Source organism: Pseudideonella sakaiensis (assembly GCF_048320135.1).
GTDB lineage: Bacteria > Pseudomonadota > Gammaproteobacteria > Burkholderiales > Burkholderiaceae_C > Ideonella_A > Ideonella_A sakaiensis_A.
The window spans coordinates 4,217,847-4,234,248 of record NZ_CP182947.1; the positions used below are offsets into that span (position 1 = coordinate 4,217,847).

Consider the following 16,402-nt stretch of genomic DNA (forward strand, 5'->3'; position numbering starts at 1 on the left):
TCATTGTGATGGAGTTCAAGTGTCATGAAAAATCGAGAGGCAGTGATCGTCGGCGTTGCCGACGTGCCGCTGAAGGACGGCAAGGTGCTGACACCGATGTCGGTGTTGCAGATGCAGGCTCTGGCGGCGCGTGACGCTCTCTTTGATGCCGGCATCGCGATGCGCGATGTGGATGGCTTGCTGACGGCCGGTCTGTGGGGAAATCCCGGCCCCGGTTTGCTGCCGACGGTGACGCTGTCGGAGTATCTCGGCATCGTGCCGCGTTTCGTTGACAGCACCAATATCGGTGGTTCGGCCTTCGAGGCTCACGTGGCACACGCCTCGATGGCCATCGAGGCCGGCCGCTGCGAGGTTGCGCTGATCACCTATGGCAGCCTGCAGCGCAGCGAAGTCAGCCGCAATCTGGCGGGGCGCCCTTCGGTGTTGACGATGCAATACGAAACGCCCTGGGGCGCGCCGACTCCGATAGGTGGCTATGCGATGGCGGCGATGCGCCACATGCACGAGTTCGGCACCACGTCGGAGCAGTTGGCCGAGATCGCGGTGGCGACGCGCAAATGGGCTGCTCTCAACCCGGCCGCGATGATGCGCGGTCCGCTGTCGATCGAGCACGTGCTGAAGAGTCCGATGATCTCTGACCCGCTGCACCTGCTCGATGCCTGCTTGGTCACCGACGGCGGCGGCGCCATTGTCATGACCACAGCCGAACACGCGAAGGCGCTTGGCCGCAAGGCGGTGCATGTTCGCGGCTACGGCGAATCGCACACCCACTGGACCACTGCGGCGATGCCCGATCTGGCACGTCACGCCGCGGCCGAGGTATCCGGGCGCGAGGCCTTCACGATGGCCGGCATCGGCCACGATGCGATTGACGTAGTCGAGGTCTACGACTCGTTCACGATCACCGTGCTGATGACGCTCGAGGCCCTGGGCTTCTGCGAGCGAGGCGAAGGTGGCGCGTTTGTCTCCGGCCAGCGTACCGCGCCGGGCGGCACGTTCGCGCTCAATACGAACGGCGGCGGGTTGTCGTATGCGCACCCAGGCATGTACGGCATCTTCCTGCTCATCGAGGCGGTGCGCCAGTTGCGTGGTGAAGCCGGCGAGCGCCAGGTGAAGGATGCTGTCACCGCACTGGTTCACGGCACTGGCGGCATGCTCTCCAGCGGCGCCACCTGCATTCTTTCGATGCGCTGATATTTTCACTGACCACTGCCATGTACGAAAAGCCCCTGCCCACCGTTGATCCGGAAAGTGCGCCGTATTGGTCGGCGTTGAAGGAGGGCCGTCTCGTCCTCAAGCATTGCCTCGACTGCGGCCGCCACCACTTTTATCCGCGGGCCTTGTGTCCGCACTGTCACTCCGACGCACTGGAATGGACGGACGCGCGCGGCAGCGGCAACATCTATAGTTTCACGGTGGCACGCCGGCCGGCCGGGCCGGCATTCAAGGCCGACGCGCCCTACGTGGTGGCGGTGGTCGAGCTCGACGAAGGTGCACGCCTGATGACCAACATCGTCACCGACGACGTCGACAGCGTGCGCATCGGCCAGCGCGTGGTAATCGAGTTCGATGCGGTCACCGCAGAGATCAGTTTGCCCAGGTTTCGGCTCGCCTGAAGCGCAGCGAAGAATTGCACCATGGATTTCGACATCGACGCCGACACCGCGGCCATCGCAGAGGCCGTGACTCGTTTCATCGATCGCGAGGTCGTTCCGCTGGAGGAGCGCCACCGCGGAATATTCGGCAGCGAACGCACACTGTTCGAGCCCTCGGGGCGCTATGTGCCCCAGGCGCTGGCCCTGCGCCGGCAAGTGCGCATGCGTTCGGCCGAACTCGGCTATTACAACCTGTTCGGTGACGAGGCGCTCGGTGGCGCAGGTCAAGGTGCCCAGGTGATGGCCCACGTGCAGGAGGCTGTCAATCACCGCTTCGGCCCGGGGCACCCGCTGGTCCAGACCGTTGTCTTGCCGTCACCGTTCACCAACGGGCTGTCGCCGGTGCTGCGCCACCTCGACGTCGGGGTCTTCAAGCGTTATCGCGACGGGATCACCAGTGGCGAAAAAACACTGTGCTTCGCGCTCAGCGAGCCAGATGCCGGCTCCGACGCCTTCGCGATGAAGACGCGCGCGGTGCGCGACGGAGACGACTGGATCATTACCGGCACCAAGCAGTGGATTACCAACTCACCCTACGCCGACCACGCGATGGTGTTCGCGTTGACCGACCCGGAGGCTGCAGCACAGCACAAAGGCGGCGTGACCGGATTCTTCGTCGACACCTGTGCGCCCGGTTTTTCGGTGCCGCGGATCATCAATACCGTCGGCCACCTTGGCGGCGACACCGGCGTCGTGATGCTCGACGGCGTGCGCGTGGGCGACGACCACCGCCTGGGCGCGGTGGGCCGGGGCCTGGCGGTGGCGATGGACGGCGTGAATGCCGGGCGCATGGGCATGGCGGCTTCCTGCCTGGGCCTGGCGCGCTGGGCGCTCGACCAGGCGGTCGAATACGCCAAGGTGCGCAAGACCTTCGGCGTGCCGATCGCCGACCACCAGGCGATCCAGTTGATGCTTGCCGACAGCGCCATCGACATCTACGCCGCCAAGTCGATGATCCAGAACTGCGCCTGGCGAATCGACGCCGACCGAGCAACGACAGCACAGGTGAGCATGGTGAAGGCCTTCTCGACCGAGATGCTCGGGCGCGTGATGGACCGCAGCATCCAGGTCCATGGCGGCATGGGACTGACAAATGAATTGCGGCTCGAGGAAGGTTACCGATTCGCCCGCGTGATGCGCATTCCCGACGGCACCGGTGAAATTCAGCGTCGCACGATCGCGCGCCAGTTGCTGGCTGGCCGCGCCGACCTGTAACCGTGCCGTGAAAAGGCACCCATTTGCCGTCGCGCGCCTGGCTGGAGCGCAAACTAGGCCCACGCGTTTGTCAACACAATGTAGAGATATCTCTTTACGTCTGCAGGCGGGTCGATCAAGCCGCCCCCCGCCCCTGGGGCGCGCCCTCGAACAGTGCCGGGCTACATCTCTGGGCGATGCATCCTGCAGGTGGTCGGAAGCTCCGCGTCGCCAGCCGAGATGCGTTTGACCACCCGAAAGCCGTATCCCGAGCCCTCGACGTCGAACTTCACCCCTGCCGTGCCAATCCGATCGAGCTCGCCGACAGCCAATGGCTGTTGAAACTGATGGTCAGAGGCGCGCATCCAGCCACTTTGACCAGACAACTCCACCTCGACGTTCTCGAGCGCTCGCGCAACCGATACCGCGTCAAGTTTTCCGTCGATGCTCAACTTGCCCGCAGCCCCTGCCCGCTCGATCGCTTTGACCAGAGACTCGATCATCAGCTGCATGCGCATGTGCACATAGTCGTCAGCCGGATCAGGAAACCTTGCCCGAAAGGACTTGTAGAAGGCATCACTCTCATTCGTTTGCAGATTGGGCATCCAGTCGGCCACCGCGAAAACCTTGCCGATTCCTGCATCGCCCATGGCAGCCGGAGCGCCAAGTGCATTGCCGTAGAAGGTATAGAAGTAGCCGTCGAACCCGGCTTCCCTCGCCGCCTTGACCAAGAGCGTCAGGTCGCTACCCCAGTTGCCAGTGACGACAGCCTGCGCACCGCTGGCCTTGATCTTGGCCACATAAGGCATGAAGTCCTTCACGCGGCCCATCGGGTGAAGTTCGTCGCCGACTATGGCGATGTCGGGACGCTGAATCACCAGCTGGCGCCGGGTCTCGCGCAGAACGGCTTGCCCGAAGCTGTAATCCTGCCCGAACAGATAGACACGTTTGAGCTTGGCATCGGCCCGCATCAGATTCATCAGCGCCGCAATGCGCATGTCTGCGTGAGCGTCGAAGCGAAAGTGCCAGAAGCTGCACTTCTCATTGGTCAGCGCCGGCTCGACGGCCGAATAGTTCAGGTGAAGCACCTTTGGCCCGGCGCCGCGCTCGTTATGTTTGCTCACCGCATCGGTCAAGGCCGCAGCATTGGCCGACGAATTGCCTTGAACAATGAACTGCGCGCCATCGTCGATTGCCGAGCGCAACGCGGATACGACTTGCTCGTTCTGACCCTTGCTGTCGTAGCGCCGCAGCGCCAACATGCGGTTGCCCCCGGCGCTTGGAGGGAGCACGACGCCGCCGCGATTGTTCACGCGCTCTACCGCCCACACCAGGTTGCGGTAGACGGCCTCTCCGGTATTGGCGAATGCACCGCTCAAACTCTCGACCATGGCGATCGTGATCGGCTCGGCGGGCGGCCTTGGCGAAGCCAGTGAGGTTTTTGCTGAAAACAGGCAACTGAAAGCGAAGACAATGATTGGACGAACGGTCATAAGTGGTGGAAGTCTCTCAATTGGCATAAGTGGCGGCAAACGCCACATGCAAAAGTTGATCGTGCGCAATATAGGTCAAGGCAACAAGGTTCGACAAGAATTGGGAGTCCCCGCGTCCGATGTTGGGTTTGACGGCGCCATCGGATGACGGCTCACCTGGTCCCAGTCGACATGGATATGAGCGCAATGTCGGTCGTGTTCGTGGCCGACCTCGATCGTCGACGCCGTTTTTCGATCGCAGGAACGTTGCGGCACGCGAGTTCGCCGAGCAGCGGCGGCATGCAGCCCCCTTCGCCGTCAACGAGGACATTTCTACTCTGCGATCAGTGGACATACTGAACTGGGGTCACTCAAGGCCCACGCGTTGATCGCCTGCGCAAACTTGCGCCAGAATCCAGAATCGAAGCGCACCTCTGGCGGACCCCAGGACTGACCGAGGGCCGAGGTCATCCCGCGACCAATGATGTCCGCACCTGCAAATCCGCTGGGTCAGCCTTTCAACAAGCGCGATGTCGCGCGCATCGACCCAACTGACCCTGGATTCGCCAAGCGGCAAATAGAACGAACTCTGATCGCGAGTGGCGCTTGCAACATCAGCATGTTCTGCATGAAGAAGGTGGGCTGGAAGAAGGCGAACGGAATGCCCGTTGCTTTGACTTCCTCTTGGCTCTTGCCGTGCCAGCGTCCGACTTCGGCGCCGACATCCGGCCCTGCACCGTGGCCCGTAGACACCACGGGATCGCTGCGATTCGGTGTGCTGAAGGAGCGGCTCGACGGTGTGTCACCGAAGGTTCTGACCGAGCGTCTGCGCTTGCTCGAAGCCAACGGGCTTGTGTCGCGCCAATACAAGCCGACGATCCCGCCCGAGGTGACATGCGGGCTGACGAAATTCGGCAAGGAACTCGGCAATGCGTTGTACTCTCTCGAGTCGTTTGCGCGACGATGGGAGCGGCGCGCCAAGGCTGCCCCGAAACCGAAGCTCGCCTCGCGAGGACCGCGACTTTTAAGAGTTCGAGCCTGAGCACGCACGCGGCCCATATGGCTGAGTCGCCTGCTCAATGCACTTGACCCTGAGGTCAATAAACGATGGTTTGGACGCTCCCATCCGAATGCGACCGTAGGGCGGCCTTCGGCAAGAAAGCGGTGCCACGCCGCGGCTCAGCCGGTCGTGCTGGCTCGGGCCAGCACCCGCTGCAATGCGTTCAGCACCACGCCGCGTGCCTTGTGCTGCGGGTCATGACCGACCTCCGGCAAGGCGCAGACCTCAAGTGCCATTGAGCCGTGGTCGACCAGCGCGCGGGCGCTGGGGCGCCAGCCGTAGTCGTCGGCCTGGCCGAACACGGCCGTCACCGGGCAGCGCACCGCGGCGAGTTGCGCGGTCATCGACCAGTGGACGGCGTCGTCGCTGGACCAGGGCAAATACCAGGCCCAGAACATCGAATCGGTCTTGTCGCCATGGTGGCGCATCAGCCGCTCGCGCAGTCCGCCTTTCTCGAAGGCGTCGCGCGCGCCTGCCATCGCGCGCACCATGTGAAGATCCAGCGCAATGGTCGGCGAGCATGCGCAGACGGCACGCACGACCTCGGGATGTGCTGCCGCCGCCAGCAAGGCCATCGCGCCACCGTCGCTGTGGCCGAATAGCGCCGCGTCGCGGATGTCAAAGTGGCGCAGCAGCTGGCTGAACACTGGTCCCGACTCTTCGAAGCGATAGGTGCGTTCGCGTGGGACTTTGTTTAGTTCTTCAGAGCCTCCATAGCCCCAGCGGTCGTAGGAAAGCACACCCAGGCCCGTGGCCGCAGCAATCGCCTCGGGCAGGTCCTTCCAGGTGCTGGTGCAGTCCAGTCCGCCGTGCAGCATCACGACCACGGGCCGTGAACCGCCGATCGGGCCCCAGCTGCGGGCGCTGAGTCGGTGGCCGCCGGCACGCAGTTCGTGTTCTTGCATGGTGATCATTTCGGTGGTATCGGTGGTATCGGAACCGTCGGGCGATCAGTAAGACTTCGGCAGCCCGAGCACATGCTCGCCGATGTAATTCAGCAGCATCTCGTTGTTGATCGGCGCAATCTCCAGCAGCCGGATCATCGGCCACAGCGTGATGACGTCGTAATCGCGGTCGAAGCCATAGCCGCCGTGGGTCTGCAGTGCCGCCTCGACCGCGGCAACCGCCGCACGCGAAGCCAGCAGCTTCGCCATGTTGGCGTGGGCGCCAGCGTCTTCGCCACTGTCAAAGCGGTCGGCGGCGTCGTAGGTCATCAGCCGCGCGGCCTCAAGTTCGGCCTTGGCCAGCGCCATCCGGTGCTGCGGCGCCTGGTAGCTGCCGATCGGTTTGCCGAATGGCTTGCGGTCCTTCGAATATGCCACCCCCTTGGCGAGCGCATAGTCGCCCAGACCGAGCGCGGCGCCGGCCGCCAGCAACCGCTCGGAATTCAGTCCTTCGAACATCAGTTTGGCGCCCTTGCCGGGCTCGCCGATCAGTCCATCGGCGGCGACCTTGACGTCGTCGAAGAACACCATGTACTGACGCTCGGCGGTCTCGACCTGGATGTTCAGCTGCTTCAGCGTGATCCCCGGCGCCTTCATGTCGACGACGAACAGCGACAGTCCCTCGGTGCGGTGCTTCACTTCCGCGGCCTTGGTGGTGCGTGCCACGACCAGCATGATGTCGGCGTCGCGCGCACCCGAGATGAAGACCTTCTGGCCATTCAGCGTCCAGCCGCCATCGGCGTTCGGGGTGGCCAGTGTCGACATCGCGAAGCTGTTCGTGCCGGCGTTCGGTTCGGTGATCGCGAAACACATCTTCAGCTTGCCGCTGCAGGTCGGCGTGACGTACTTGGCGATCTGCTCAGGCGTGCCGTGGCGCACGATGGGCACGCGGCCAAGGCCGGTGACGACGAGGAACAGGGTCGGCACGCCGGCCAGCGCCAGCGCTTCGTTGAGTGCGGTGATCTCGAGCACTCCGCCGCCCGAGCCGCCGTGCTCTTCGGGGATCGACAGGCCGAGCAGGCCGAACTTGCCCAAGGCATGCCACAACTCCTCGGGGAAGCGGTCTTCCTTGATGCACTGCAGGATGTAGCTTCGCGGGTACTGCGCAGTGACGCCGCGCGTGGCTTCCTGGATGTCGCGTACACGCTGCTGGATGTTCGACGACGCGGTGCTGCGCCCACTGGTCGAGCTGACGGTGTTCATGTCGAGTCCTTTCAAGATTCTTTGGCGCGCGTGTCCAGCGCTGCTTCAGAGAGCCAGATCGGCGGGCACTGGCACCGGGTGATCAAGCAGCATCTGCGCATAAGCCTTGCCTTGCGGGTCCATGCGAACCGAGGCGATGCCGCCGCCGCCCAGAGCTTTGTGCAGCAGGAAGTTCACGCCGTGTATTCCGGGCAGATCGTAGCGCCGGACCGCGCCCTGGACGAGGTGCGCGAACCAGCGCGACACCGCCTCTTCGGTGATCGCGGCCCGGATGTAGGGCAGGAAGTCGGGCTGGCGCGCGATGATGCCGATGTTGGCCGAGTCACCCTTGTCGCCGCTGCGGCCCCAGGCGAGCTGCACCAACGGCACGCTGCGTGTGCCGCGCGCGAACGCGTCGGCCGCAGGCAGCGGACCATCGACGACCGGCAGCGCCTCGAAGTCGCACGGCTTGCCATCCAGCTGCGGCGTGCTGACCTTCTGCGCTCCCATGTCGATACCGATGTTCAGTTCCGACTTGGACCACAGACATGAGAACAGCCGCACCACCGGTTGCACCTTCGGCCGCCCGCCGGTGAAGCCGGTGATAGCAGGCGCCGACATCAGTGCCATCGGGGCTACTTCGCGTGAGAACAGCTCCAGCGCCTCCTTGATCGGATGGCGCACCCCGATCTTGAGCATCACCTCGCGCGCGCCGCGGCGCGCTTGTGCGCCGTAGCTGTCCTCTGCACCGATGGCTTCGACGCTGGTCTCGGTGAAGTCCGGCCAGCCGCGGGCCGCATAGTGTCTGCGCATGCGCGCCAGCATGGCCGCAGCGGTTCGGTGCGCCTTTGCGCCGGCGTCTATGCCGCCGATCATGAACAGGCTCATTGCGCGAAAGCCGTCGGCGTAGGTCAGGCTGGCCTTGGCCTGGTCGGTGGGAGGGCGGCCGCGCGCACCGTTGACCTCAACCCGATCCGGGCCGGCCTGGGTCAGCGACACGGCGCTGAAGTCGCACACCACATCGGGAAGGATGTAGGCGCACGGATCGCCGATTTCGTAGAGCATCTGCTCGGCCACGGTGGAGGGGCAGATCAGCCCGCCGGTGCCGGCCGGCTTGGTGATGACGAAACGGCCATCGGCGCGGCACTCCGCGATCGGGAAGCCCATGTCATCCCAGCCGGGTACGCTGGCCCAGTCGGTGTAGTTGCCGCCGGTCACCTGCGCGCCGCACTCGATCAGGTGGCCGGCCAGGCTGCCTTGTGCCAGCTTGTCCAGCTCGTCAGCCCTCCAGCCGAAGTGTGCGATCAGCGGTGCCAGCGTGACCGCGCTGTCGACGCAGCGCCCGGTGACGACGATGTCCGCGCCGGCGTCCAGCGCTGCCGTGATCGGGAACGCACCGAGGTAGGCGTTGGCGCTCATCACCTTCGGCGGAAACTCCGCGCCGGAAAACATCTCCTTCACGCCGGCCGCGCGCATTGTCTCCAGCTGCGGCATCAGGTCATCGCCGAGCACCGCAGCGATCTTCAGTTCAACGCCCTCGGCTTGCGCTTCGGCGAGCAGTGCGTCGCGGCACGCCGAGGGGTTGACACCGCCGGCGTTGGCGATGACCTGGATGCGCCGCGATTTGATCTGCTTCAGCAGCGGCCTCATCGTCGCGACGAAGTCGGGCGCATAGCCCTGGCTCGGATCCTTGTCCTTGGCACGACTCAGGAGCGACATCGTGATCTCTGCCAGGTAGTCGAAGACCAGTACGTCGATGTCGCCGTGCTCGACCAACTGGGCTGCTGCGAACTCGGTGTCTCCCCAGAAGCCGGACGCGCAGCCGATGCGAACGGTTTCCTTGCTCATGGTCGTGTGCTGTCTGTGGTGGGGTTAGCGACGTGCTGCGCGGCAGTGCGCGGCCAGAACACGCGCCAGATGCCCTTGGCCGTCGCGCAGATCTGGCCGCGCGAGTCAAGCAGGTGGCCTTCGGCAAACGCGGTGCTGAGACTGGCGCGCAGCACCCTGCCGTGTGCCGCAAAATGGCCACCGACGGCGGCTTTGATGTAAGTGACGTCCAGGTTGATGGTCGATTGACGCAATTCCGTCGGATCGATGCTGCGGGCCTCGGGACGCTCCAGCAACGCCGAGGCGATGGCACAGCCGAGCGCGCCGTCGAACATGTAGGCGATGACGCCGCCGTTGAGCACGTCGGCGGACCCGCCGCCGCCACGCTGGGTCTCCTGAACCTCGGGCAAGCGCACGATGGCTTCGCCAATGCCGGCTATTTCAACCTGCAGGCCCTGCGCGCGCATGAAACTGTTGTTGCCCCAGCGTTGCCAGAAGGCGTCGAGCACATGTTGTGGGATGGCGCGGTCGTTCAAGACGGGACTCCTGTCTTTTGAAAGTCGGCAAGATGGCGCCTGCGGTCAAGCCAGCCCCAGCGTCCGGATGCGTTGCACATGCGCGAGCAGAGACCGCTTGGCCATTGGCCACAACGCCTTTGGCGTTTCGGCGTAAGCCAGCGGTACCCAGGCGTCCAGATCGCCTTCGGGCGCCTGACGCATTGCGGCGATGACCCGCGCTTCACGGCCGAGTCGGTGCGTCTTCAGGCGCGCAATGGTCGTGGTCGCCGAGGCCATGACATGGCCATGCGCCGGCAGGATGAACCGGATGTCCTCGCGCGCGCACGCTGCAGCGAGCGCGTCGAGCGAATCGAGGTAGTCGCTCATGTCGCCATCGGGCGGATCGACGATCGTCGTGCTGCCGTTCAGGATGTGGTCGCCGGAGAAAAGCAGGCCGTCTTCCTCGGCCACCAGGCACAAGTGGTTGGCGGCGTGGCCAGGTGTGTGGATTGCCCGCAACGTGATCGGGTGCCCGGCAGCACTGAGCCGGATGCGTTCGCCATCGCCGAGTTCTCGGTCGGGCAGGAATTCGGAATTTGCACGCGCAGTCGGCGCTGAAGGCAGGCCGAGGATCGGCGGTTGTCGTCCGTCGCGCGCTGCGCAAGCGGCGGCCAACAGGCGTGCGGCGGGCGCGTGGTCGGGGTGCGAATGGGTGCAGACGATGACCAGGACATTGCCACCGGTGGCGTCGATCAGACGGGTAACATGGCCCTCGTCAGCCGGCCCGGGGTCGACGACGACATGGCCCGCCACGTCGTCGCCGATCACGTAGGCGTTGGTACCCGGGCCGGTCATCGTGCCGCCGTTGGGTGCCGTCAGTCGCCACAGGTGGCGCAGCAACCGTACCGGCCGCTCATGCTGCCAGTCGAGCGTATGCTCGAGATGGCCGTCCGGGCAGACCAGCTCGAGTTCACCGAACGGCAGGTCGTGCTCCATGTAGCGTTGTGCCTGTCCGTTGACGAGGCCGCCACGCGGGCATGACTCCCACAGCGGACGGCCGCTAGCACAGGCCTGCATCGCGGCTTCGGTGCTGTCGAATGCGGCCAGCCAGCGCAGCGTGCGCACGGTCGGAAAATCAACGGCAGCGTGCCCGCTTCGTGGCGGCTGAGCGCATCGGCGGCGCGCAGCCAGACAGGTTCGAATTGTTCGGCATCGTCGGTGACTGGGGTCTGCCCGGCGGGTGCCCGGGCGATCAAGAAGATGGTGTCGAAGCGGCGAGGAGCGATATCTCGGGCAGTGATCCAGCGCGCCAGCAGACGCATGTCGGCGGCCTGCAGTCGCAGGCCATGAGCACGCAATTGCGGGTAAAGCGGCTGGCTGCGGTCGATCCGGGCATAGCTGCCTGCGTCGATCAAGCTGCCGTGGCTGTCCACTGCGAGCAGCAGGCCCAATTCTTCGAAGCTCTCGCGCAACGCGGCCAGTGCGGCAGTCAGCAGGGCTGGATCGGCGGTCTCAGCTGCGGCAAGGTCATGGGCGGCGGCATCTTCGTCGTCGATGCGCCCGCCAGGAAAAACAAAGACGCCGGGCAGGAAGCTGGCCCACGGCGAGCGCCGCGTCAACAACACCTCAGGGCCGTTGACGGTATCGCGCAGCCACAGCAGCGTGGCTGCGGCGTGCGCCACCTCGAGCGCGCGCGGGGCGTGGAGCTGCAGCGTCGGGCGGACCATCGTTATTCGACTTTCAGGCGCTGGCGCTGTTGGTGCGCAGCAGTTCGTCGAGGGTGCGCTCGAGGTGGCGCAGCGAGTTGCATTCGCGTGCAATGTGACAGTAGGGGGCATAGCGTTTCATTTCCGAATCGCCCAGGCCCCAGAATGAAACCGGCTCGGGGTTCAGCCAGATCACGCGCCGCGCACGACCGTACAGCGTTTTCATGATGTCGGCGTGAGCCTTTCCGCGGTTGTTGCGCGCATCACCCAGAATCAGCACCGTGGTCCGGCGATCGATGTGATGCATCAGCTGCTCGTCGATATCGAGCAGGACTTGGCCGTAGTCGGTGCCGCTGCCGCCCACCGCGTGTAGCACCTTGTCCACCGCCTGTTCGACCGGCAAGGCCTCGAATGTGGCGCTGACATCGACCAGATGGTTGGTGAAGGCAAAAGACTGCACGCCGGACACCAGTTCATCCAGGCTGTAGAGGAACAGCAGCAGGAAGCGCGCGTATTGGCGCACAGAGCCGCTGACGTCGCAAATAGCGACAACCTTCGGGCGCTCGATCACGGTGCTGCGCCAGTGGGTCTCGAACATCACGCCGCCGTAAGCCGCATTGGCTCGCATGGTGCGTCGGAAGTCGAGCTGGCCGCGCTGTTCGCGACGTTTGCGCCGTGCATGGCGTTCGGCCAGCCGGCGTGCGATCTTGCGCACGATTTCGTACATGCGCGCGAAATCGCGGCGGTCGATGTTGGACAGTTTCTGGGTCTGCAGGAAATCGTCGTGAAGTTCGCGCGTCGGCGCGGTGCCGTACAACGAGAGCTTGCGCTCGACAAAGTTGCGCACTTCGTTGAATAACAGCTTGCGTGCATGCTCGAGCTTGGCCAGCCGCTCTGGCGCCAATGTCTGGCGGCGCGCGTCAGTGATCTCGCGGTCGAGCAGGTCCAGGCCCATCGCACGCTGGATCTTCTGCGTGTAGTAACCCTTTTGCGTAAAGAACCAGATGTCGGTCAGGCCCACTTCCCGCGCGGCCTGCTGCATGCGGCGCGACAATGTGGCCGAGTCGCCCGCCAGCAGCAGCTGCGACAGGCCCTGGCCACCGCTGCCCTGGCAACCGCCGGGCCCGCCCTGGCCCTGGCCATTGCCAGGCTCCTGGGGCTGGTCCGACGGCGCTTCGGCTACCGGCGTCGACGCTGCAGGATGACGCGCCTTTGTGTGGGTGCCGAAGGAGTCGAAGCGGAAGAAGCGCTCAAAGGTCTCGTCGAAGATGGCCCGGTCTGGCTCGCTCTTGGCCAGCGTGGCGCCGAGCGCACTCTTCAGCAGGTCGCGTTCACGCCAGCCGACGAGCTGGGTGGCTCTCGCGGCGTCGACCTGCGCGTTCAGGCTGACTTCGAGATCGCTGCCGCGCAACGCCTTGAAGAAGTCCTCAAGCGTGTTTTGCATGCCTTGCATCGTTTCTGGCATGGGCCACCTCTGCATCCTTGCGCGCCTGGGCCATCAGGGCAGGCAGCTGCTCATTGGCCGACGCGATGTCCTGCTCGAACTTGAGGAACACGTTGAGCGTGTCGCGCACCAGGTCGAGGTTCAGGTGCTCTGAATTCAACAACAGCAGAGTCTTGGCCCAGTCGATGGTTTCGCTGACTGATGGCTGCTTCTTCAGGTCGATCTGGCGCACCGCCTGCACAAAGGCGATCAGTTCGCGGTTCAGTGTTCGCGAGAGTCCGGGAACGCGGCGTTCCAGGATCTGCCGCTCGACCGCGGCTTCCGGAAACGGGATGTGCAGGTGCAGGCAGCGGCGCTTGAGTGCGTCGCTCATCTCGCGTGTGTTGTTGCTGGTCAGGAAGACCAGTGGCTTGACCTTCGCCACGATGGTGCCGAGTTCGGGCACCGAGACCTGGAAGTCGGACAGGACCTCGAGCAGGAAGGCCTCGAACTCAGGGTCGGACTTGTCGATCTCGTCGATCAGCAACACACACCCGCGCTCCTGGTGCAGGGCCTGGTACAAAGGGCGCGGCTCGAGAAAGTGCTCCGAGAAGAACAGGTCGTCGTGCGCGTGCAGCTTCTCGATGGACGCCGCAAGGCCGACCGCACCCTGCATCATTTCGGTCAGCTTGTCCTTGAGCAATTGGGTATAGAGCAACTGTTTGCCGTATTTCCACTCGTACAGCGCCTTCGATTCGTCCAAGCCTTCATAACACTGCAGGCGAATCAGCGGCACATCGAGGATGGTCGCCATGCTCTTGGCCAGCTCGGTCTTGCCGACCCCGGCCGGCCCCTCGACGAGAACCGGCTTCTCGAGGTTGAACGCCAGGAAGACTGCGGTGGCCAGCTGTCGACTGGCGATGTAGTCGACGCCGGACAGGCGCGACAATACGACATCGATGGAATCGAAGTGCGAATCATGCAGGGACTTCATGCTGTTCCTTTGAGTTGATCAACGCGTTGCCGGTCGATAGAAAGCGTTTCTCGCTGACGCCGCGGGCGATGCCCAGCACGGCGCGAATGTCGCGGGTCAGGGACAAATGATCGGGGCTGTGGTCGTCGAGCGGTGCAGCAAAGGAATCGCAACCGTTCTGCCAGCGTTCGATGGCAATTCTCAAACCGAGGTTCAAGTTGGCCAAGCGGTCGTCGGGACCCTGCAGTGCCAGCTGCTCGACGGTCAGGCACGCGAGGCGGGCGAGCGCGTCAAGCTCGAGCTGCAAGGCGCCCATGCTTCGCAGCGACGCCGGCGTGGGCGATGTGCCACGCATCCACAGGGCCAGTTCGTCGAGCTGCCTCCGCATGGCCCCGATCATCGTGCCGGAGAGCAGCACGTCTTCAAGCGCTCGCAGCGGCTTGCCAATCCGTTCGAAGGCGCTTCCGGCGGTGTCAAGAAACCCGGCTGGCGCCACCCGGCAATCCTCCAGCACAAGGCCACAATGGCCCAGCGGCGCCAGTACGGCGGGTATTCCGGAAGGCACACGCGCCAGGCCGGAGCTGTTGGCCTCTACGATGAAGCTGTCGAACAATTTCCGGCCGGCAACCTGGTCCGTGACGGCCAGGATCACATAGAAGTCGGCGCTCGGCCCATTGCTGACGTATGCCTTTTCGCCGTCCAGCTGCCAATGGTTGCCGCGCCGTACGGCACGGCAATTCAGGTGTTTTGGATGCGCGCCGACATGGGGTTCGGAGATTGCCAGAGCGCCAATTTTCTGGCCTCGCGCCATCATGCCCAGCAACGCGCGCTGGGCTTCATTATGCGCATGGGGGGCAATGACGAAACGCCCCAGCATCTCGTTCATCAACCATGCCAGCGCCAGGCCGACGCAGGCCGTCTCGCGAGCAATTAGTCCGGACAACTCGGCAATCGCCGTCCAATCGGCCTGTTCACCAGTGCGGTCGGGGTCGAAACCCAGGCCGACCAGTTTGTGCGCCGCCAGGTGCTGCCACCAGTCGCGAGGGAATGGCAGGTCGCGTGACACCGAGGGCGCGCTGCGCAGAGCATCACGCATCCTGCGCATCAGGACACCGTCAGAACAGTCGACGTGATTGTCAACCATGGGCATCAACGCAAATTGGCAGTTGCGCCGCCCTGATGGCACCGGGCATGACACGACGCAAAAGGATGTTTCCCAAGGTGCCCCGGGTCTGTGGCAGGTACATGGTTCGCTTGAAAATCGTTCACAAAAGTGGGATCTAAAAAAAGGCGGATCCGCGGCGAAAGCCCAACTGAGCGGCCGCCCGGTTGACCTAACAATCGTTAGAAACAAATAATGGTACAGGAAAGCTGCAGCGGCGTCCCAAGCTGACCTCCATCACCTTTCCCTGCACTTGCCGGTCACGTCGAGGCATGCGCTGCGCTGCCGCCGACAGATCATTCGGACGCGCCACCGCCTTGGTGTCACATTTCGTTGCGGGTCGTGTTCCCCCGGCTTTGCCTTGCAGTCCACCCCAAACCTGGCGAGTTCACTCGTGGGACCTGGTTCAGCGTCGCTCTGGACCACTGCGGCATGGTGCAGATCCATCAGTTCCCTACCGACGTCGATGCCAAGCACATCCAATATGGAATCGCATTTCGAACAGAGGCCACCGCATCGGGCAGGACCAGATTCATCCGCTGCTCGTGGTTCGATGCTGCCTGCTGCTTGTGATCCAAATCTCGACCTAACGCTTGTTAGCTGCTAGAGTATGCGGAATGGGTGAGACGAAGAACCCCAACCAGCGGTCGCTGATCCTGTGCATGGCCGCGCTTCTGTTTCGCCAAAACGGTTACGAGCGGACGACGGTGCGTGAGATCGCGAAGGCGCTGAATCTGACGTCGGGCTCGCTCTTTTATCACTATGCAAGCAAGGAAGACCTTCTGGTGGCGGTGATGGAAGCGGGCATCCGCGATGTCCATGATGCGGTGGAACAGGGCGTAGCCGTTGAAACCCGCCTGCCAGAACGGATGTTGGCCATGACTCGCTGCCACCTGACAGCCCTTTTGGGTAGCAATTTCCACGCGTTGAGCGTGATGTTCCACGAGTGGCGAAGCTTGTCGCCATCGTCTCTTGAGCGGGTCACGCAGATGCGCGACGCGTACGAAGCGCTGTGGGCTTCGCCGATAGATGAGGCGGCTGCCCTCGGCCTGGTGGATACCGATACCTTGCTCGTGCGCTACACCGTGTTGGGCGCATTGAACTGGACCGGCCAGTGGTACAAGCCGGATCGACGATTGGGGGTCGACGCACTCGCCCAGCGCTTGTTTGGGTTGCTGTTGCCGCGCGTCGCGGCAGAACTCGGTTCGGAGGCGGATCCCCGCACCGGCCGAACCGAAGCGCGGGTGGCTACGGATTCCGGTGTCCGGGTGCCGCGAGTATGAACCTTCGCTCGTCGACATCAGGCC

At 64.0% G+C, this 16,402-nt stretch carries 14 protein-coding genes and 1 pseudogene; 6 read left to right on the forward strand and 9 right to left on the reverse strand.

The window, feature by feature from the left end; all coding sequences use genetic code 11:
• Positions 1-24: 24 nt before the first annotated feature.
• From ACNH6H_RS19325 to ACNH6H_RS19335, 3 genes are read left to right on the forward strand one after another with little or no spacing between them, the layout of a single operon-like run.
• Complete coding sequence (locus ACNH6H_RS19325; RefSeq protein ID WP_418319928.1) at positions 25-1,194, forward strand: acetyl-CoA acetyltransferase; 1,170 nt, start codon at positions 25-27, stop codon at positions 1,192-1,194.
• 20 nt (positions 1,195-1,214) lie between these two features.
• Positions 1,215-1,616, forward strand: a complete 402-nt coding sequence (locus ACNH6H_RS19330; protein ID WP_418319929.1) for a Zn-ribbon domain-containing OB-fold protein — start codon at positions 1,215-1,217, stop codon at positions 1,614-1,616.
• 21 nt (positions 1,617-1,637) lie between these two features.
• Positions 1,638-2,870 carry an acyl-CoA dehydrogenase family protein gene (locus ACNH6H_RS19335; RefSeq protein WP_418319930.1) on the forward strand — a complete coding sequence of 411 codons (1,233 nt, stop codon included), beginning with the start codon at positions 1,638-1,640 and terminating at the stop codon, positions 2,868-2,870.
• A 161-nt stretch (positions 2,871-3,031) separates the two neighbouring features.
• Here ACNH6H_RS19335 and ACNH6H_RS19340 read toward each other — a convergent pair whose 3' ends face one another.
• A complete protein-coding gene (locus tag ACNH6H_RS19340) occupies positions 3,032-4,342 on the reverse strand; it encodes a branched-chain amino acid ABC transporter substrate-binding protein (protein ID WP_418319931.1) in 1,311 nt (436 codons plus the stop codon).
• On the opposite strand from ACNH6H_RS19340, the gene ACNH6H_RS19345 reads away from it, so the two are divergent.
• Both ACNH6H_RS19345 and ACNH6H_RS19350 read left to right on the forward strand, forming a co-directional pair.
• Complete coding sequence (locus ACNH6H_RS19345) at positions 4,239-4,490, forward strand: hypothetical protein (RefSeq protein ID WP_418321502.1); 252 nt, start codon at positions 4,239-4,241, stop codon at positions 4,488-4,490. The two genes, ACNH6H_RS19340 and ACNH6H_RS19345, sit on opposite strands and share 104 nt — an antisense overlap.
• A 315-nt stretch (positions 4,491-4,805) precedes the next feature.
• Complete coding sequence (locus ACNH6H_RS19350) at positions 4,806-5,363, forward strand: winged helix-turn-helix transcriptional regulator (RefSeq protein ID WP_418319932.1); 558 nt, start codon at positions 4,806-4,808, stop codon at positions 5,361-5,363.
• A 137-nt stretch (positions 5,364-5,500) separates the two neighbouring features.
• Here the strand turns inward: ACNH6H_RS19350 and ACNH6H_RS19355 are convergent, their stop codons facing one another.
• From ACNH6H_RS19355 to ACNH6H_RS19390, 8 genes and pseudogenes are all read right to left on the reverse strand, one after another.
• Positions 5,501-6,208, reverse strand: a complete 708-nt coding sequence (locus ACNH6H_RS19355; protein WP_418319933.1) for an alpha/beta fold hydrolase — start codon at positions 6,206-6,208, stop codon at positions 5,501-5,503.
• A 123-nt stretch (positions 6,209-6,331) separates the two neighbouring features.
• On the reverse strand, positions 6,332-7,528 hold the full coding sequence (locus ACNH6H_RS19360; RefSeq protein ID WP_418319934.1) for an acyl-CoA dehydrogenase family protein: 1,197 nt from the start codon (positions 7,526-7,528) through the stop codon (positions 6,332-6,334).
• A gap of 45 nt (positions 7,529-7,573) precedes the next feature.
• Positions 7,574-9,355: an acyclic terpene utilization AtuA family protein gene (locus tag ACNH6H_RS19365; protein WP_418319935.1), complete on the reverse strand. Its 1,782-nt coding sequence runs from the start codon at positions 9,353-9,355 to the stop codon at positions 7,574-7,576.
• Positions 9,352-9,870, reverse strand: coding sequence for a PaaI family thioesterase (locus ACNH6H_RS19370; protein WP_418319936.1), 519 nt, complete (start codon positions 9,868-9,870; stop codon positions 9,352-9,354). The genes ACNH6H_RS19365 and ACNH6H_RS19370 overlap by 4 nt, the downstream gene beginning before the upstream one ends.
• A 45-nt stretch (positions 9,871-9,915) precedes the next feature.
• Positions 9,916-11,558 (reverse strand): annotated as a pseudogene (locus ACNH6H_RS19375) (MBL fold metallo-hydrolase).
• 13 nt (positions 11,559-11,571) lie between these two features.
• Positions 11,572-13,002 carry a vWA domain-containing protein gene (locus ACNH6H_RS19380; protein ID WP_418319937.1) on the reverse strand — a complete coding sequence of 477 codons (1,431 nt, stop codon included), beginning with the start codon at positions 13,000-13,002 and terminating at the stop codon, positions 11,572-11,574.
• A complete protein-coding gene (locus ACNH6H_RS19385; protein WP_418319938.1) occupies positions 12,965-13,954 on the reverse strand; it encodes an AAA family ATPase in 990 nt (329 codons plus the stop codon). Before ACNH6H_RS19385 ends, ACNH6H_RS19380 begins: the two co-directional genes overlap by 38 nt.
• Complete coding sequence (locus ACNH6H_RS19390; protein WP_418319939.1) at positions 13,938-15,083, reverse strand: acyl-CoA dehydrogenase family protein; 1,146 nt, start codon at positions 15,081-15,083, stop codon at positions 13,938-13,940. Before ACNH6H_RS19390 ends, ACNH6H_RS19385 begins: the two co-directional genes overlap by 17 nt.
• A gap of 629 nt (positions 15,084-15,712) precedes the next feature.
• On the opposite strand from ACNH6H_RS19390, the gene ACNH6H_RS19395 reads away from it, so the two are divergent.
• Positions 15,713-16,378, forward strand: coding sequence for a TetR/AcrR family transcriptional regulator (locus ACNH6H_RS19395; protein ID WP_418319940.1), 666 nt, complete (start codon positions 15,713-15,715; stop codon positions 16,376-16,378).
• The last annotated feature ends 24 nt before the right edge of the window (positions 16,379-16,402 follow it).